Raw genomic sequence first — 17,129 nt, forward strand, 5'->3', positions numbered from 1 at the left:
CACCACCATGGCTATCGTTGACGTCAAGGTTCCGCAACTCTCCGAATCGGTCGCAGAAGCGACCATGCTCAACTGGAAGAAGAAGCCAGGCGAAGCCGTTGCCCAGGACGAGATCCTGATCGAAATCGAAACCGACAAGGTCGTGCTGGAAGTGCCGGCCCCGTCGGCCGGTGTGCTGTCGCAGATCGTCAAGAACGACGGCGACACCGTCGTGGCCGATGAAATCATCGCCAAGATCGACACCGAAGCCACTGCTGGCGCCGCCGCCCCGGCCGCCGCCGCCCCGGCTCCGGCTGCTGCCGCTCCGGCCCCGGCCGCTGCTGCCGCGCCGGCTGCCGCCGGCGCCGTGGCGATGCCGTCGGCCGCCAAGCTGATGGCCGAAGCCGGCCTGTCGGCTGGCCAGGTTGCCGGCACCGGCAAGGACGGCCGCATCACCAAGGGCGACGTGCTGGGCGCAGCCGCCGCGCCGGCCCCGGCCGCCAAGGCCGCTCCGGCCCCGGCCGCCAAGCCGGCACTGCAGCAGGTTTCGGCGCCGGTCGACTTTGCCGCCCTGGGCGACCGTCCGGAAGAGCGCGTGCCGATGAGCCGCCTGCGTGCCCGCATCGCCGAGCGCCTGCTGCAGTCGCAAGCCACCAACGCCATCCTCACCACCTTCAATGAAGTCAACATGAAGCCGGTGATGGACCTGCGCAACAAGTACAAGGACCGCTTCGAGAAGGAACACGGCGTGAAGCTGGGCTTCATGTCGTTCTTCGTCAAGGCCGCGGTGCACGCGCTGAAGAAGTTCCCGCTGATCAACGCCTCGATCGACGGCAACGACATCGTCTACCACGGCTACTTCGACATCGGTATTGCCGTCGGCTCGCCGCGCGGCCTGGTGGTGCCCATCCTGCGCAACGCCGACCAGATGAGCCTGGCCGACATCGAGAAGAAGATCGCCGAGTTCGGCGTCAAGGCCCGTGACGGCAAGCTGTCGCTGGAAGAGCTGAGCGGCGGCACCTTCTCGATCTCCAACGGCGGCGTGTTCGGTTCGATGCTGTCGACCCCGATCATCAACCCGCCGCAGTCGGCCATCCTGGGCGTGCACGCCACCAAGGACCGCCCGGTGGTGGAAGACGGCCAGATCGTGATCCGCCCGATGAACTACCTGGCGATGTCCTACGACCACCGCATCATCGACGGCCGCGAAGCCGTGCTGGGCCTGGTCGCCATGAAGGACGCCCTGGAAGATCCGGCGCGCCTGCTGCTGGACCTGTAATAGCCGGTCCCTCCGCGCACGCCCAGGCGTGCGCGGGGAGCGCGCTCCCGTGATCACGGCGCGCCGGCACAAGTTGCCGCCGGCGCCCAACAAGGAATTTCCATGAGCAAACAATTCGACGTGCTGGTGATCGGCGCCGGCCCCGGCGGCTATATCGCCGCCATCCGTGCCGGCCAGCTGGGCCTGAACGTGGCCTGCTGCGAAGGCAATGCGTATGACGATCCCAAGGGCGAAGCCCGCCTGGGCGGCACCTGCCTGAACGTGGGCTGCATCCCCTCCAAGGCGCTGCTGGCTTCCTCGGAAGAGTTCGAGAACGTCCAGCACCACCTGGGCGACCACGGCATCACCGTCGGCGACGTCAAGGTCGACGTGGCCAAGATGCTCAAGCGCAAGGACGATATCGTCGGCAAGATGACCAAGGGCATCGAGTTCCTGTTCCGCAAGAACAAGGTGACGCTGCTCAAGGGCTACGGCAAGTTCGTCGGCAAGAGCGCCGAAGGCTTCCAGGTCGAGATCGCCGGCGAAGTCGTGACCGCCAAGCAGGTCATCATCGCCACCGGCTCGAAGGCCCGTCACCTGCCGGGCATCACCGTCGACAACGACCTGGTCAGCGATAACGAAGGCGCGCTCAAGTTCCCCTCGGTGCCGAAGAAGCTGGGCGTGATCGGCGCCGGCGTGATCGGCCTCGAGCTGGGCTCGGTGTGGCGCCGCCTGGGCGCCGACGTGACCGTGCTGGAAGCGCTGCCCGCCTTCCTGGGCGCCGCCGACGAAGGCGTGGCCAAGGAAGCGCAGAAGCAGCTGACCAAGCAGGGCCTGAAGTTCAGCCTCGGCGTGAAGGTGGACGAAGTCACGACCGGCAAGAAGGGCGTGACCGTCAAGTACACCGACAAGGACGGCGCCGCCCAGACCCTGGAAGTCGATCGCCTGATCGTGTCGGTCGGCCGCGTGCCGAACACCGACAACCTGGGCCTGGACGCAGTCGGCCTGGCGGTCGACCAGCGCGGCTTTATCGAGGTGGACGACCATTGCGCCACCAAGGTGCCGGGCCTGTGGGCCATCGGCGACGTGGTGCGCGGCCCGATGCTGGCGCACAAGGCCGAGGACGAGGGCGTGGCCGTGGCCGAGCGCATCGCTGGCCAGAAGCCGCATATCGACTACAACTGCGTTCCGTGGGTGATCTACACCTTCCCGGAAATCGCATGGGTCGGCAAGACCGAAGCCCAGCTCAAGGCCGAAGGCCGCGAGTACAAGGCCGGCCAGTTCCCGTTCATGGCCAACGGCCGTGCGCTGGGCATGGGCCACGCCGACGGCTTCGTCAAGATGCTGGCGGATGCCAAGACCGACGAGATCCTGGGCGTGCACATCGTTGCCGCCAATGCCTCGGACCTGATCGCCGAAGCCGTGGTGGCGATGGAGTTCAAGGCCGCCAGCGAAGATATCGGCCGCGTCTGCCATCCGCACCCGTCGATGTCGGAAGTCATGCGCGAAGCCGCGCTGGCCGTCGACAAGCGCCAACTCAATATGTAAGGCGCGTGTCCGCCGTTGCCTGAGTACCGGCGCGCCGTTCTGCGGCGCGCCGTTTTCACTTGCGGCCCGTGCCGCGTGAGCCCCGAGCATGAACGTCACCGAGTACTACCAGAAGGAACTGAAGGAGCGCGGCTACCAGTCCGACGAGGCCCAGCTGCGTGCCGTGGCGCGGCTGCAGCAGTGCTACGACGAATGGGTCGCCTACAAGGGGCGCCGCAACAACGCGCTCAAAAAGCTGCTGGTGCGCCCCGACGTGCCACAGGGCGTCTATATGTGGGGCGGGGTGGGGCGCGGCAAGTCGTTCCTGATGGACAGCTTCTATACCTGCGTGCCGGTGGTGCGCAAGACGCGGCTGCATTTCCATGAATTCATGCGCGAGGTGCACCGCCAGCTCGAAGAGCTGCGCGGCCGTCCCGACCCCCTCGACGAACTGGCCCGGCGCATTGCGCGCCGTTTCCGCCTGATCTGCTTCGATGAATTCCATGTCAGCGACGTCGCCGACGCGATGATCCTGCATCGCCTGCTGCAGCAGCTGTTCGACAACGGCGTGCAGTTCGTGATGACCTCCAACTACCGGCCCGACCTGCTGTACACCGATGGCCTGCACCGCGACCGCGTGCTGCCCGCCATCGCGCTGCTGCAGCAGAAGCTGGACGTGCTCAATGTCGATGCCGGCATCGACTATCGCAAGCGCGCGCTGGAACAGGTGCAGGCCTACCACACCCCGCTGGACGCCAAGGCCAACTCGGCGCTGCGGGATGCCTTCACTTCGATTGCCGGCGTCGCCGACGAGTCGCCGCTGCTCCACATCGAGCACCGCGAGCTGCGCGCGCTGCGCAAGGCCAACGGGGTGGTGTGGTTTGACTTTGCCACGCTGTGCGGCGGCCCGCGCTCGCAGAACGACTACCTGGAACTGGCCTCGCAATTCCATACGGTGATCCTTTCCGACGTGCCGCGCATGACGCCGCGGATGTCGTCCGAGGCGCGCCGCTTCACGTGGCTGATCGACGTCTTCTACGACCACAAGGTCAAGCTGCTGATGTCGGCGGAAGTGCCCGCCGACGAACTTTATACCGAAGGCCAGATGGCCAACGAATTCCATCGCACCGTGTCCCGCATCATCGAGATGCAGTCGCGCGAGTACCTGGAATCCGAGCGCCGCACCATGGATACGACGCTTACCTGAGCGGTATTTCAGGCCCGGCGCAACCATAGCCGGGCCGCCTTGATCTATATCAAGTTGGAATCGGGGGGCGGCCTATATCCTCGACTGGGTAAAAAAAGCTTCCCATGTCGCCGCCCCCAGCCACCATTCCTTCCGCCAGCATGCTGGCGCCATTCCCGCCGCCCGTCGGGCGCGATGGCGCCGACGCAGCCGCGCGCGGCGCCGGCGCGGCGCTGGCCTGCTTCCATTGCGGTTTACCGGTCACCGATGCCGAACCGCTCGCCGCCGACCTGGACGGCAGCCGCCGCGTATTCTGCTGCGGCGGTTGCCAGGCCCTGGCGCAGACCCTCCATGCCGCCGGCTTTGCCCACCTGTACGGCGACGAAGCCCGCTTCGCCCGGCCCATCGACGACGACGCCCGGCGCCAGGCCGAGCCGATCTGGGCTGCCTACGATGCCCCGGAACTGCGTGCGCAGTTTGTGCGCCCGCTCGACGGCGGCCGCGCCGAGATCACGCTGGCTCCCGAGAATATCCGCTGCGCCGCCTGCGCCTGGCTGATCGAACAGCATCTGTCCCGCCAGCCGGGCGTGGAATCGGCGGTCGCCAACGTCGCCACGCGGCGTGTGGTGGTGCGCTGGCGCGACGGCGCCCAGACGGTGTCGGGGCTGCTGGCCGCGCTGGCCGGCATCGGCTACATGGCCTGGCCCTTCGAAGTCTCGCGCACCGACCAGCAGGACCGCCGCGCGCGCCGCGGCCTGCTGATGCGCATGGCGGTGGCCATGCTCGGCATGATGCAGGTGATGATGTACGCGTGGCCGATCTACACCCACGAGGCCACCATCGATCCCGGCCAGCTGCAGCTGATGCGCTGGGCCAGCTTCGCGCTGACCTTGCCGGTGGTGTGCTATGCCGCCTCGCCGATCTTTGCCGGCGCCTGGCGCAGCCTGCGCCAGCGCCATATGGGCATGGACGTGCCGGTGGCGATCGGCGTCGCGGCGGGCTTTGCCGCCAGTGCGCTGGCCACGGTGCGCGGCGTGGGCGAGGTCTATTTCGATTCGGTGACGATGTTCGTCGCCTTCCTGCTGCTGGCGCGCTACCTGGAACTGCGTGTGCGCCAGGCTTCGCGCAGCGGTGCCGAAATGCTGGCGCGACAGTTGCCCGCCACGTGCGAGCGGCTGGCTGCGGCCGGCGCGGCGGGAGAGCGTATCCCGGTCGCGCGGCTGCGCGCGGGCGACCTGATCCGCGTCAAGGCGGGCGAGATCGTCCCGGCGGACGGCGCGGTCACTTCGGGCACCAGCGAACTCGATGAATCCATGCTGACCGGCGAAAGCCGCCCGGTGCGCCGCTGCGCCGGCGACACCGTGCTGGCCGGCAGCTTCAATACCGCCAGCCCGCTGGAACTGCGCGTGACCCGCGTCGGCGCCGGCACCCGCCTGGCCGAGATCGTCGCGGTGCTGGACCGCGCGCTGGCGGAGAAGCCGCGCCTGGCCACGCTGGCCGACCGCGTCGCGGGCTGGTTCGTGGCGACGCTGCTGGTGCTGGCAGCACTGACCGGCATGGTCTGGGGCCTCTGGATCGATCCGTCGCGGGCCTTGCTGGTGACGATCGCGGTGCTGGTGGTCAGCTGTCCGTGCGCATTGTCGCTGGCCACGCCCGCGGCACTGGCCGCGGCCGGCGCGGCGCTGTCGCGGCGCGGCATGCTGCTGACCCGGGGCCACGCGCTGGAAACGCTTGCCCGCGTCACCGACGTGGTGCTCGACAAGACCGGCACCCTGACCGAGGGCCGCTTTGCCGTGGCGGCGGTCGAGCCGCTGGGCGAAGCCGATTCCGCCCGATGCCTGTCCCTGGCCGCGGCGATGGAGCGCGGCGGCGAGCATCCGATCGCGCGCGCGCTGGTGGCGGCGGCGCCGGCTCCCGCCGGCCAGCCGCTGCAGGTCAGCGATATGCGCAACGTGCCCGGGCATGGCCTCGAGGCGGTGGTCGCGGGCCGCCGCCTGCGCCTCGGCCGTGCCGATTTCGTCTTTGCGCTGGGCGGCGAGGCCCGACCTGCGCCGGCCGCTGCCGACAGCCTGGTGCATCCGGGCGCCACGGTGGTCTGGCTCGGCGCCGAGACCGGTCCGCTGGCGCGCTTCGTCCTGGCCGACGTCGAGCGCCAGGAAACCCCGATGCTGCTGGCGCGCCTGCGCCAACTGGGCGCGCGCTGCCACCTGGTATCGGGCGACAACATGGCGGCGGTGCACTGGTGGGCCGCGCACTTCGGCATCGAGCGCATGGCCGGCGAGATCACGCCCGAAGGCAAGCGCGACTACGTGGCGCAGCTGCAGCAGGGCGGGGCCGTGGTGCTGGCGGTCGGCGATGGCATCAATGACGCGCCGGTGCTGGCGCAGGCGCAGGTCTCGATTGCCATCGGCAGCGGCGCGCCGCTGGCCCAGGCCGGCGCGGACGCGGTGCTGACGCACGGCGGCGTGGCCGAGATCGCGACGGCGCTGGCCGTATCGCGCCAGACGCGCAGGGTGGTGCGCCAGAACCTGGGCTGGGCCTTTTTCTACAACGTGGTCGCCATTCCGCTCGCGGCGACGGGGCTGGTGACGGCCTGGATGGCCGGCATCGGCATGTCGCTGTCGTCGCTGCTGGTGGTCGCCAATGCCTGGCGCCTGCTGCGCGCAGGCAAGCCGCGGCGTACGTCACGGCATAACGGAGCCTGACGATGGAAACGCTTTACCTGCTGGTGCCGATGAGCCTGGTGCTCGTGGTGGTCATCGCGGGCGCGCTGTGGTGGGCGCTTCATGCCGGGCAGTACGACGACCTGGACCGGCCCGCCGAATCGATCCTGCTGGACAACGACAAGCCGTGAGCCCGCGGCGCGTGCCTCGGACCGGAGCCACGCACGCAGGTTCAGGACGTGTCCGGAGCGGCTTGATAAAGATCAACGCACCCGTGGCATGGTTTTTCTAAAGTCACACTGTCAGTAGGTTTTTTATTTTCTCTAAGCTTTGGGGGTCTGAATGGATGTCACTGCCGCGTCTTCACGCGTCGACACCTTCAATTACGGCGTCGTAAGACAGTTCGCTGTCATGACGGTAGTCTGGGGGATCGTCGGCATGGCCGTCGGCGTGCTGCTGGCAGCACAGCTGATCTGGCCCGAGCTCAATTTCAATACACCGTGGCTGTCGTTCGGCCGGCTGCGTCCGCTGCATACCAATGCGGTGATCTTCGCCTTCGGCGGCAGCGCGCTGTTTGCCACCTCTTACTACGTGGTGCAGCGCACCTGCCAGGCGCGCCTGTTCTGCGGCCCGCTGGCTGCATTCACGTTCTGGGGCTGGCAACTGGTCATCGTCGCGGCCGCCATCACGCTGCCGCTAGGCATCACCAGCTCCAAGGAATACGCCGAACTCGAATGGCCCATCGACCTGCTGATCACCGCGGTCTGGGTGGCCTACGCCATCGTGTTCTTCGGCACCATCGTCAAGCGCAAGACCCGGCATATCTACGTCGCCAACTGGTTCTTCGGGGCCTACATCCTGACCATCGCCATCCTGCATATCGTCAACAACGTCGAGATGCCGGTGTCGCTGTGGAAGTCCTACTCGGCCTATGCCGGCGTGCAGGACGCAATGATCCAGTGGTGGTACGGCCATAACGCGGTCGGCTTCTTCCTGACCACCAGCTTCCTGGGGATGATGTACTACTTCATTCCCAAGCAGGCCGAGCGCCCGATCTTTTCCTACCGCCTGTCCATCGTCCACTTCTGGGCGCTGAACTTCACCTACATGTGGGCCGGCCCACACCACCTGCAGTACACCGCGCTGCCCGACTGGGCGCAGTCGCTGGGCATGGTGTTCTCGCTGATCCTGCTGGCACCCTCCTGGGGCGGCATGATCAACGGCATCATGACCCTGTCGGGTGCCTGGCACAAGCTGCGCACCGACCCGATCCTGAAGTTCCTGGTAGTGGCGCTGTCGTTCTACGGCATGTCGACGTTCGAAGGCTCGATGATGTCGATCAAGACCGTCAACGCGCTGTCGCACTACACCGACTGGACCATCGGCCACGTGCACTCCGGCGCGCTGGGCTGGGTCGCGATGATCTCGATCGGTTCGCTGTACTACCTGATCCCGCGGCTGTTCGGCGAGAAGCAGATGTACAGCGTGCGCCTGATCGAATGGCACTTCTGGATCGCGACCATCGGCGTGGTGCTGTATATCGCCTCGATGTGGATCGCGGGGGTGATGGAAGGCCTGATGTGGCGCGCCACGCAGCCCGACGGCACGCTGACCTACGCCTTCGTCGAAGCGGTCAAGGCCAAGTACCCGTTCTATCTGATTCGCCTGCTGGGTGGCATGTGCTTCCTCTCCGGCATGCTGCTGATGGCCTACAACATCGCCAAGACCATTGCCGGCAAGACCGCCGTGGATGCGCCGATCCCGGCCAGCATCGCCGCCTCTGCCCACTGATCAATCCAGGATAGAAAGATGTCCGACAAACAACGCTTCTTTTCCCACGAAACGCTGGAGAAGAACATCGGCTGGCTGATCATCTGCACGATCCTCGTGGTCAGCATCGCGGGTCTGGTCCAGATCGTGCCGCTGTTCTTCCAGCACTCCACCACCGAGCCGGATCCGGGCATCACGCCGTATTCGCCGCTGCGGCTGATGGGGCGCGATATCTATATCCGCGAAGGCTGCGTCGGCTGCCACTCGCAGCAGGTGCGCACGCTGCAGGCCGAAACCGAGCGCTACGGCCATTACTCCACCGCCGGCGAATCGGTCTACGACTATCCGTTCCTGTGGGGCTCCAAGCGTACCGGCCCCGACCTGGCGCGCGTGGGCGGACGCTACTCCGATGACTGGCAGCGCATCCACCTGCGCAATCCGCGCGACGTGGTGCCGGAATCGGTGATGCCGTCGTACCCGTGGCTGGAGAAGGCCGAGCTGCCCACCAACGATATCCAGGCGCGCATGCGCGCGCTGGTCAAGCTGGGCGTGCCGTACACCGACGCCGAAATCGCAAAGGCGCCGGAAGAGCTGAAAGGCAAGACCGAAGAAGACGCGCTGGTTGCCTATCTGCAGGGCCTCGGCACCAACCGCCGCAACGTGCGCGTCGATGCCGCCGCAGCGGCACCGAAGGAGTAAGCCATGGCCATGATCACTGCCATCGCGACCGTCGTGTCCATGGTCGTCTTCCTCGGCATTTGCTGGTGGGCCTGGTCCGCCGGCCGCCAGGCCGCCAACCGCGAATCCGCCATGCTGCCGTTCGCGTTGCCTGACGAAACTACGACAACATCGAGCCGGAACACCTAGCCATGAGCGATTTCATTTCCGATTTCTGGAGTTACTACATTGCCGCCATCGCGCTCATCGGTATCGTCTGGTGCGTATGGCTGCTGTTCTCCCAACGCAAGATCACCAAGACCCCTGGAGGCACGGAAGATACCGGCCATGTCTGGGACGGCGACCTGCGTGAACTGAATAACCCGCTGCCGCGCTGGTGGATGTGGATGTTCCTGCTGGCCTGCATTTTCGGCCTTGCTTACCTCGTGCTGTATCCGGGCCTGGGCTCGTACGCCGGCGTGCTGAAGTTCTCCACGCAGGGCGAACTGGCCGCGCATCGCGCGGCGCAGGAGCGCATGCAGAACGAGATCTACGGCAAGTACCTGAAGATGGACGTCAAGCAGGTAGCGGCGGACCCGCAGGCGCGCGAGATCGGCCAGCGCCTGTTCCTGAACTACTGCGCGCAGTGCCATGGCTCGGACGCGCGTGGCAGCCGGGGCTTCCCCAACCTGACCGATAACGACTGGCTGTACGGCGGCGAGCCCGAGACCATCAGCCAGACCATCGCCAAGGGCCGCAACGGCGTGATGCCGCCGTTTGGCGCTGCCATCGATGCCAAGCAGGCGGGCGACGTGGCGCAGTACGTGCGTTCGCTGTCCGGGCTGTCGTCGGATCCGATCCGTGTATCGCGCGGCGAAGGCGCGTTCAAGACCACCTGCGTGGCATGCCACGGCGCCGGCGGCAAGGGCAACCAGGCCCTCGGTGCGCCGAACCTGTCGGACAACGTCTGGCTCTATGGCAGCTCGGAAGCCAGCATCGTCGAGGCCATCCTGAAGGGCCACAACAACCATATGCCGGCACACGAGGAAATCCTGACGCCCGAACGCATCCGCATGCTGACGGCCTATGTGTGGGGGTTGTCCAATACGGGAGGCGGAGCCGGGCAATGATCGACGACTCATGTGAGCGAGCGCTCGAGGCTCGCGGGAGAACTCGCCCATGAATGCGCCCGGGACCGAAGAAGTGGCCCGGGCGGCCGACCTGCAACGGTCGGCCGCTGCGCCGGGCGAGACCTCGGAGGAAACCCTTTACGAGGTCCGCCGCAAAATCTATCCGCGCTCGGTGAAGGGCGCGTTCTCCAGCTGGCGGGTCTGGCTGGTGATCCTGACCCAACTGATCTACTACGGCACGCCCTGGCTCCAATGGAATGGACGCCAGGCCGTGCTGTTTGACCTTGGCGAGCGCAAGTTCTATATCTTCGGGCTGGTGCTGTGGCCGCAGGACGTCATCTACCTGGCGGTGCTGCTGGTCATCTCTGCACTGGCGCTGTTCCTGTTCACGGCGATCGCGGGGCGGCTGTTCTGCGGCTACGCGTGCCCGCAAACGGTCTACACCGAGATCTTCATGTGGATCGAGCGGCGGGTCGAAGGCGACCGCATCGCCCGCATCCGCCTCGACGGGGATCCGTGGAGCCTGCGCAAATTCCGCATCAAGGCAACCAAGCATTTCCTGTGGGTGCTGATCGCACTGTGGACCGGCTTCACGTTCATCGGCTACTTTGCGCCGATCCGCGAGCTGGGTGGCGAGGTGCTGGCGTTGTCGCTGGGCCCCTGGCAGGCGTTCTGGATGCTGTTCTATGCGTTCGCCACGTGGGGCAACGCAGGCTTCATGCGCGAGCAGGTGTGCAAGTACATGTGCCCCTATGCGCGTTTCCAGAGCGTGATGGTGGACCGCGACACCTATGTCGTGACCTATGACGTCGGCCGCGGCGAGCCGCGCGGCAGCCGCTCGCGCAAGACCGACCATCACCAGGCGGGGCTTGGCGATTGCGTCAACTGCAGCATCTGCGTGCAGGTGTGCCCGACCGGCATCGACATCCGCGATGGCCTGCAGTACGAGTGCATCGGCTGCGGCGCCTGCATCGACGCCTGCAACCAGGTCATGGACAAGATGGACTACCCGCGCGGGCTGATCCGGTACACCTCGGAAAACGCGATGCGCAAGGGCCTGTCCGCTGTGGCCTCGCGCAAGCGCCTGCTGCGTCCGCGCGTCATCATCTACTCGGTGATCTGGGTGGCGCTGCTGGCAGGGTTCATGGCGTCGATCATGCTGCGCACGCCGCTGAAGGTCGATATCATCCGCGACCGCGGTGCGTTGGGCCGCGAGGTGGAAGGGCGCTGGATCGAAAACGTCTATCGGCTGCAGCTGATCAACACCACCGAAGCGCCGATGCAGATCCGCGTGCGTGCCGACAGCGATGAACTGAAGGGCCTGACGGTCGAATACGACAAGCAGGCCGAATCGCTGGCGCCAACTTCCAACCGGCTGCTGCCGATCCGCATCCGCGTGCCGATCGAGGCCGCCAGCCAGGGCACGCACAAGATCAACGTAACGGTAACGAGCGAAGGCACGGAGCAGGGGCATGCCGAAATCCGGCAATCCACCAGTTTTATCGTGCCGCGCGATTTGTGAAGCTAGGCGACTACTGGCGTAGTCGCCAGGACGAAGGGGGCAAGATGAGTCAGCAAGGCAATCCGTGGTGGAAGGAACCGTGGCCATGGCTGCTGATGGCCGGTCCGCTGGTGGCCATGGTGGCGTGCGGCGTGACGATCTGGCTGGCGTCGGCGCACCCCGACATGCCGGTCCAGGGTGCGACGCGGCATGGCCTGGTGGTCGAGAAGGTGGAAGCGGTGGCGCCCAAGTCCGCGGCAGCGAGGCAGCCATGAGGTTGCGCTGGCTGATGTGGGTGCTGTGGCCGGGCTTTCTGATGGCGGGCCTGGCGACGGCGACGGTTTTTTCCGTCGTCGATCCGGGCGACCTGAAATTCTTCGGCCATCCGATCGAATCGTCGCGCGAGTCGGTCTATACCGTCGGCTTCCTGCTGGCGTGGGTGTTTTGTGCGTTGTCCAGCGGGCTGACGCTGTACACCATGCCGACGCGGCTGGCGGATACGGACGAACTGGAATAGGGAAGGACCGCCGCGTTGCCGGCGCCGCAGGCGGCGCGGCAACGCCGCGGCGGTTCAGCAGGAACGGCTGTAGAGTTGCTTGATGCCGTCGATGTCGATCAGCTTGACATGGCGCTGGCGAATCTGGATCAGCCCGGCCTCGGCAAAGCGCGAGAACAGGCGGCTGACGGTCTCGAGCTTCAGACCCAGGTAGCTGCCGATCTCTTCGCGGCTCATGCGCATCACGAACTCGGACGCCGAATAACCGCGTGCCGACAGCCGCTCCGACAGATTGATCAGGAAGGCGGCCAGGCGTTCTTCGGCGCGCATCGAGCCGAGGGTAACCAGCATCAACTGGTCGTGGGTGATTTCCTTGCCCATCAGACGCAGGAACTGCTGTTGCAGCGAAGGCAGGTCGGCCGACAGCGTCTGCAGATCGTTCATGCGGACCACGCATACCTCGGTGTCTTCGAGCGCGGTCGCATCGGACGCATGCTGCATTTCGCCCAGGCCGTCGAGGCCGACGATTTCACCAGGCAGGTGGAACCCGGTAATCTGCGAGCGACCGTCTTCGGTGGTGACATGTGTCTTCAGCGTACCGAAGCGGATAGCGTATACCGCGGTGAGCGGGTCACCCATGCGGTAGAGGGTTTCCCCCTTGTGCACGCGGATGCGTTCCTGCACCAGCGTGTCGATCTTGGCAAGGTCTTGCTGCGACATGCCAACCGGAAGGCACAGCTGTCCCATCGCACAGGTGGAGCAGCGGGGCGACATCTCGGTAATGGGGATGGAAGTGAGCAATTGGAACCTGCTAGAAATGGCAGCGGGGCACGATACGAGCATTTTACCGTGCGATGTGATCCGGCAGGGAGACAGAATTGACATTTGGTGTATTGATCAGCGTTTTCCTGCTCGCTCTGCTGGGCGGGGTGCACTGCGCCGCCATGTGCGGCGGAGTGGCACTGGCCGTAGAGCAGCGGCGCGGCGTGGGGGCACCGGTCAGCCTGGTGCGCAGCCGGACTGCCTGGCTTGGCGAGTTATTGGTGATGCACTTTGGCAGGATCAGCACCTATATGCTGCTCGGTGCCGCGCTGGGCGCCGCCGGCGCCACGGCCTGGAAACAGGACTATCTGCCGGTGCAACGCTGGTTGTTCGGCGCAGGCAGCCTGATGCTGCTGTGGTCGGGATGGCGCTTGATGCGTGGCAGTACCTTTACCGTGGACTGGCTGGAGCGGCTGGCGGCGCGTGCCGGCACGGCGGTGGCCAGCCGGGCCGGCGGCCTTGCTGGCGCGTTGCCGGCTTTCCTGCGGGCGCGCGGCGGGCTGGCCGGGCGTTATGGCGTGGGCCTGGCCTGGGGGCTGGTACCGTGCGGCATGGTCTACGGTGCGCTGACGCTGGCGCTGCTGGCAGGGAATGCCGGCTCGGGCGCGCTGGTGATGGGTGTGTTCGGACTTGGCACGCTGCCGAACCTGCTGGTGCTGTCCGGGCTGTCCGGCTACCTCAGGTTGTGGTCGCGGCGGCCGGGCGTACGCCTGGGCGCGGGCCTCGCCGTGATGGCGTTCGGCGGACTTGGCATTACGCGTGCGGTGCTGCTGCCACATTCGCTGGCAGAACAGGGCTTTTGTCTGGTGTTTTGATGCCGCACGCGGCATTCTGCGGCGCCGGCACCCCGCGCAAGCAGGATGATGGTTGCAGCCGGAGGCGGGAATGCCATACAATCGCCAGCATTGCGGTATCGCGCGGAGTCAGACAGGCTGCGGTAAGCAGCGGCGAACAGCGCCTGGCGGTCTTCCTATCCGAAGGCGCGCTCGGGACGCGGGAAGCGGAAGGCTTTCGATGAGCGCCAGTCCCCGCGGTCCATCCGGTTCAAAAGATCTGGTTCAAAAGTCCGGTTGGCGCTGCGGCGTGGTAGATGCCGGCCTTGCTCCCGATACCCGTATTTTCTTGCGTCCGAGGCGTTCAGTTCGCCGATTGCGATGTCCGTTTGTGCGGACGAGCGACGCAAGAGGTTCGCTGGCCGGTCCATGATGGCATGCGGACGATCTCCTGCCGGAAGCCCCGGCAACTCGATGCAAAGAAAGGGAAGTGCACGGCCTGGGTACGGCAGGTATCCGGCTCGCTGCGCGATGAGATGGCGGTGGCTTTGGCACCGCTGTATCCAAAATCTCCGGTGCCCCGGATACGTCCGGGAGCAGGTGCAAAGACAGGCTGCACACCATCAACATGAATACCCAAGAGGCGAAGATCGTCCTCGAGACGGCGCTGATCTGCGCGCAGGAACCGTTGCGCGTCAACGATCTGCGCCGCCTGTTCGACGATGACGTCGGCGCAGACACCATCCGCGTGCTGCTGGATGAGCTGCGCCAGGACTGGCGCCCGCGCGGCGTGGAGCTGGTGGCGCTGGCAAGCGGCTGGCGGTTCCAGAGCCGGCCCGAAATGCGGGAATACCTCGACCGCCTGAATCCGGAAAAACCGCCAAAATACTCACGCGCGGTGATGGAAACCCTGGCGATCATCGCCTACCGCCAGCCGGTGACCCGCGGCGATATCGAGGAAATCCGCGGTGTGACGGTGAGCACGGAAGTGATCAAGAAGCTAGAGGACCGCAGCTGGATCGAGGTCATCGGCCATCGCGACGTGCCGGGCCGCCCGGCGCTGTATGCCACCACCAAGGCCTTTCTGGACGACCTCGGGCTGCGCACGCTGGACGAGCTGCCGCCGCTGGAAGACGCCCAGGCGCAGGCGCAGGCCGCCTTGCTGGAGCAGCAGGCGATCAATTTCGAAGACCTGGCGGCGAACAAGCCTGCGAGCGCCGACGAGGAAGCCTTTGCCGAACCGGTCACGCCGGCCGACACATCGCCAGCGGCCGAACCTGCGCCCGTAGGCGAAGACGGCGCCGATGGCGTTGATGCGCAGCCGGCCGCCGAGACGGTGGTTGAGGCGGGGGCGGGCGATGCCACCGAACCGGCTGCACCCCCTCCGGACGGGGCGCGCGAGCTGCTGCCTGACGACGGCACCCCGCCGCACCCGAGCGAGCACGACGAGCGCGTGCCGAACTGAACAACATGCAACATCCGATAGTGAATATCTTGTCTGATTCCGTTGAGCAAGACGCCCGCCATGCGGGCGCATCCGCCGACACCGGCGCCGCAGAACCCGGAACGGGCAGCGACGCCGCGCCCCGCCGCAAGGGGCTGCGCCGCGGTCTGAGGAACCTGGTGGCTTCGCGCCGGCAGGCGGCGCAGGACCGCGGCGAGGGCGCCGAAGGCACCGGCGCGGCCGGCCAGGGCGATGCCGGCGAGGCGGGTGCCGCCGCCAGCGCGGGCGCCGCCGGTGCCGGGCGCGGCGGCCAGCGCGGCCGCGGCAAGCGCAAGACGGGCCAGGGCGAAGGCGGGCAGGGCAGCCAGGGAGGCAGCAAGGCAGACAAGATCGACCGTGCAGCCCGCGCCGAAGGTGCCGACAAGCCGGAGCAGCCGGCCCGCAAGCGCAAGCAGGGCCAGCGCGGCGGCAAGCCCGCCACGTCCGGCGAGAACCAGGGCACCGGTGCGCGCCAGCAGGGCCGGCGCAAGGATGGCGGCAAGCCGCAGGCCGCGCGCAAGAGCCAGGGCCAGGGCGGTGCCGAGAAGGCCGCGGCGAGCAGCGAAGACCTGTTCCGCTTCGTCATCTCCGAGCAGTACGACAGTGAAGACACCGTCATCCCGCGCACCAAGGCCAAGCCGGTGCGCGAGCTGACCGCCGACGACGACGCGCCCAAGCTGCACAAGGTGCTGGCCGACGGCGGCCTGGGCTCGCGCCGCGAGATGGAAGAGCTGATCCTGCAGGGACGCGTCTCGGTCAACGGGCTGCCCGCCCATATCGGCCAGCGCATCCTGCCGGCCGATCAGGTCCGCGTGAACGGCAAGCTGATCCACCGCAAGGTGTCGACCAAGCCGCCGCGCGTGCTGCTGTATCACAAGCCTGCCGGCGAGATTGTCAGCCAGTCCGATCCGGAAGGCCGTCCGACCGTGTTTGACAACCTGCCGCGCATCAAGACCGGCAAGTGGGTCGCGGTGGGCCGCCTGGATTTCAACACCGAAGGCCTGCTGATCTTCACCACCTCGGGCGACATTGCCAACCGGTTCATGCATCCGCGCTACGGCGTCGAGCGCGAATACGCGGTGCGTACGCTGGGCGAGCTGGCCGAAGCCGACCGCCAGCGCCTGCTGCACGGCATCAAGCTGGATGACGGCGAAGCCAACTTCCTGCGCATTGCCGACGGTGGCGGCGAAGGCGTCAACCACTGGTACCACGTGGCCCTGACCGAAGGCCGCAACCGCGAAGTGCGCCGCATGTTCGAGGCGGTCGGCCTGACCGTGTCGCGCCTGATTCGCACCCGCTACGGCCAGTTCCTGCTGCCGCGCGGCCTCAAGCGCGGCCGCTGGCAGGAAGTGGAGCCGAATGACGTCAAGGCGCTGATGACCAGCGTCGGCCTGAAGGTGCCCGGCAAGGGCGAGCAGGCGCCCAAAGGCGCCACCAAGGTGGGCGGGCGCAAGCAGCGCACCGAGGCAGCGATTGCCGGCATGCCGATGCATACCGGCATGGACGGCCTGCCGCGCTTCGAGCAGGGCGGCGCCCGCGGCGGCGGCAGCCGCAGCAGCCAGCCGGATCCGATGAAGACGTCGATGGGCTATATCAGCCACGGGCCGACGCTGCTGACTTCGCACGCCGCGAACCTCGGCAGTGGTCGCGGCACCGGTGCGCGCCAGGGACGTAGTGGCGGCGCCGGCATGGGCGGCATGGGCGGTGCGAGGGGCCAGGCCGGCCAGGGGCAGGGCAAGGCCCGCCGCGGCGGCGAAGCCAATGGCAACGTGATGCCGAAGGCAGCCAAGCCGGGTGGCAACCGTTCGCCGCGTGGCGGCGGCGGCAATCGCGGTGGCAACCGCGGCGGCAATCGTTAAGCGCCGTATGCGGCGCATGGCGGGC

Annotated in this window: 16 protein-coding genes; 15 read left to right on the forward strand and 1 reads right to left on the reverse strand. The window is 66.9% G+C overall.

Going from position 1 to position 17,129, the window contains the following annotated elements; all coding sequences use genetic code 11:
- The first annotated feature begins 7 nt into the window (after window positions 1–7).
- The 12 genes from odhB (at window position 8) to FHX60_RS05005 (ending at window position 12,188) form a co-directional block, all read left to right on the forward strand.
- Window positions 8–1,258 (forward strand): 2-oxoglutarate dehydrogenase complex dihydrolipoyllysine-residue succinyltransferase, encoded by a 1,251-nt coding sequence (odhB, locus tag FHX60_RS04950; RefSeq protein ID WP_062800539.1) that lies wholly within the window; start codon window positions 8–10, stop codon window positions 1,256–1,258.
- A 102-nt stretch (window positions 1,259–1,360) separates the two neighbouring features.
- Complete coding sequence (gene lpdA, locus FHX60_RS04955; RefSeq protein ID WP_112774083.1) at window positions 1,361–2,785, forward strand: dihydrolipoyl dehydrogenase; 1,425 nt, start codon at window positions 1,361–1,363, stop codon at window positions 2,783–2,785.
- Between the two features lie 88 nt (window positions 2,786–2,873).
- Window positions 2,874–3,971 carry a cell division protein ZapE gene (zapE, locus tag FHX60_RS04960; RefSeq protein WP_112774084.1) on the forward strand — a complete coding sequence of 366 codons (1,098 nt, stop codon included), beginning with the start codon at window positions 2,874–2,876 and terminating at the stop codon, window positions 3,969–3,971.
- Between the two features lie 104 nt (window positions 3,972–4,075).
- Window positions 4,076–6,655, forward strand: a complete 2,580-nt coding sequence (locus FHX60_RS04965; RefSeq protein ID WP_183282658.1) for a heavy metal translocating P-type ATPase — start codon at window positions 4,076–4,078, stop codon at window positions 6,653–6,655.
- Between the two features lie 2 nt (window positions 6,656–6,657).
- Window positions 6,658–6,804, forward strand: coding sequence for a cbb3-type cytochrome oxidase assembly protein CcoS (ccoS, locus tag FHX60_RS04970; RefSeq protein ID WP_010809469.1), 147 nt, complete (start codon window positions 6,658–6,660; stop codon window positions 6,802–6,804).
- A 151-nt stretch (window positions 6,805–6,955) separates the two neighbouring features.
- Window positions 6,956–8,404 carry a cytochrome-c oxidase, cbb3-type subunit I gene (ccoN, locus tag FHX60_RS04975; RefSeq protein WP_092309140.1) on the forward strand — a complete coding sequence of 483 codons (1,449 nt, stop codon included), beginning with the start codon at window positions 6,956–6,958 and terminating at the stop codon, window positions 8,402–8,404.
- An 18-nt stretch (window positions 8,405–8,422) separates the two neighbouring features.
- Window positions 8,423–9,082: a cytochrome-c oxidase, cbb3-type subunit II gene (gene ccoO / locus FHX60_RS04980; RefSeq protein ID WP_112774086.1), complete on the forward strand. Its 660-nt coding sequence runs from the start codon at window positions 8,423–8,425 to the stop codon at window positions 9,080–9,082.
- A 3-nt stretch (window positions 9,083–9,085) separates the two neighbouring features.
- Window positions 9,086–9,250, forward strand: a complete 165-nt coding sequence (locus tag FHX60_RS04985; protein WP_010809472.1) for a cbb3-type cytochrome oxidase subunit 3 — start codon at window positions 9,086–9,088, stop codon at window positions 9,248–9,250.
- 2 nt (window positions 9,251–9,252) lie between these two features.
- A complete protein-coding gene (gene ccoP / locus FHX60_RS04990) occupies window positions 9,253–10,170 on the forward strand; it encodes a cytochrome-c oxidase, cbb3-type subunit III (RefSeq protein WP_092309134.1) in 918 nt (305 codons plus the stop codon).
- 49 nt (window positions 10,171–10,219) lie between these two features.
- Window positions 10,220–11,692, forward strand: a complete 1,473-nt coding sequence (gene ccoG / locus FHX60_RS04995) for a cytochrome c oxidase accessory protein CcoG (RefSeq protein WP_112774087.1) — start codon at window positions 10,220–10,222, stop codon at window positions 11,690–11,692.
- Between the two features lie 44 nt (window positions 11,693–11,736).
- The gene (locus FHX60_RS05000; protein WP_092309128.1) at window positions 11,737–11,946 is read left to right on the forward strand and encodes a FixH family protein; all 210 of its coding nucleotides are present in this window, start codon (window positions 11,737–11,739) and stop codon (window positions 11,944–11,946) included.
- On the forward strand, window positions 11,943–12,188 hold the full coding sequence (locus FHX60_RS05005; RefSeq protein ID WP_012353116.1) for a hypothetical protein: 246 nt from the start codon (window positions 11,943–11,945) through the stop codon (window positions 12,186–12,188). The genes FHX60_RS05000 and FHX60_RS05005 overlap by 4 nt, the downstream gene beginning before the upstream one ends.
- A 54-nt stretch (window positions 12,189–12,242) precedes the next feature.
- On the opposite strand, the gene fnr is transcribed toward FHX60_RS05005, so the two are convergent.
- Entirely contained in the window at window positions 12,243–12,968 is a 726-nt protein-coding gene (gene fnr, locus FHX60_RS05010) for a fumarate/nitrate reduction transcriptional regulator Fnr (RefSeq protein ID WP_018007730.1), read from the reverse strand.
- A 77-nt stretch (window positions 12,969–13,045) separates the two neighbouring features.
- Here fnr and FHX60_RS05015 point away from each other — a divergent pair, with 77 nt between their 5' ends.
- From FHX60_RS05015 to rluB, 3 genes are all read left to right on the forward strand, one after another.
- Window positions 13,046–13,804, forward strand: coding sequence for a sulfite exporter TauE/SafE family protein (locus FHX60_RS05015; protein ID WP_183282659.1), 759 nt, complete (start codon window positions 13,046–13,048; stop codon window positions 13,802–13,804).
- 586 nt (window positions 13,805–14,390) lie between these two features.
- Window positions 14,391–15,227, forward strand: a complete 837-nt coding sequence (scpB, locus tag FHX60_RS05020) for an SMC-Scp complex subunit ScpB (protein ID WP_183282660.1) — start codon at window positions 14,391–14,393, stop codon at window positions 15,225–15,227.
- A gap of 5 nt (window positions 15,228–15,232) precedes the next feature.
- The gene (gene rluB, locus FHX60_RS05025; protein ID WP_183282661.1) at window positions 15,233–17,104 is read left to right on the forward strand and encodes a 23S rRNA pseudouridine(2605) synthase RluB; all 1,872 of its coding nucleotides are present in this window, start codon (window positions 15,233–15,235) and stop codon (window positions 17,102–17,104) included.
- Window positions 17,105–17,129 lie beyond the last annotated feature (25 nt).

Origin of the sequence: Cupriavidus alkaliphilus, assembly GCF_014191175.1 — a bacterium.
GTDB lineage: Bacteria > Pseudomonadota > Gammaproteobacteria > Burkholderiales > Burkholderiaceae > Cupriavidus > Cupriavidus alkaliphilus.

Excerpts from the sequence above, each read along its gene's own strand:
- ccoG (WP_112774087.1), top strand. The coding sequence starts at position 10,220 with ATGAATGCGCCCGGGACCGAAGAAGTGGCCCGGGCGGCCGACCTGCAA.
- lpdA (WP_112774083.1), top strand. The coding sequence starts at position 1,361 with ATGAGCAAACAATTCGACGTGCTGGTGATCGGCGCCGGCCCCGGCGGC.
- FHX60_RS05000 (WP_092309128.1), top strand. The coding sequence starts at position 11,737 with ATGAGTCAGCAAGGCAATCCGTGGTGGAAGGAACCGTGGCCATGGCTG.
- ccoN (WP_092309140.1), top strand. The coding sequence starts at position 6,956 with ATGGATGTCACTGCCGCGTCTTCACGCGTCGACACCTTCAATTACGGC.
- FHX60_RS05005 (WP_012353116.1), top strand. The coding sequence starts at position 11,943 with ATGAGGTTGCGCTGGCTGATGTGGGTGCTGTGGCCGGGCTTTCTGATG.
- zapE (WP_112774084.1), top strand. The coding sequence starts at position 2,874 with ATGAACGTCACCGAGTACTACCAGAAGGAACTGAAGGAGCGCGGCTAC.
- rluB (WP_183282661.1), top strand. The coding sequence starts at position 15,233 with ATGCAACATCCGATAGTGAATATCTTGTCTGATTCCGTTGAGCAAGAC.
- scpB (WP_183282660.1), top strand. The coding sequence starts at position 14,391 with ATGAATACCCAAGAGGCGAAGATCGTCCTCGAGACGGCGCTGATCTGC.
- FHX60_RS04985 (WP_010809472.1), top strand. The coding sequence starts at position 9,086 with ATGGCCATGATCACTGCCATCGCGACCGTCGTGTCCATGGTCGTCTTC.
- ccoO (WP_112774086.1), top strand. The coding sequence starts at position 8,423 with ATGTCCGACAAACAACGCTTCTTTTCCCACGAAACGCTGGAGAAGAAC.
- odhB (WP_062800539.1), top strand. The coding sequence starts at position 8 with ATGGCTATCGTTGACGTCAAGGTTCCGCAACTCTCCGAATCGGTCGCA.
- FHX60_RS04965 (WP_183282658.1), top strand. The coding sequence starts at position 4,076 with ATGTCGCCGCCCCCAGCCACCATTCCTTCCGCCAGCATGCTGGCGCCA.
- ccoS (WP_010809469.1), top strand. The coding sequence starts at position 6,658 with ATGGAAACGCTTTACCTGCTGGTGCCGATGAGCCTGGTGCTCGTGGTG.
- ccoP (WP_092309134.1), top strand. The coding sequence starts at position 9,253 with ATGAGCGATTTCATTTCCGATTTCTGGAGTTACTACATTGCCGCCATC.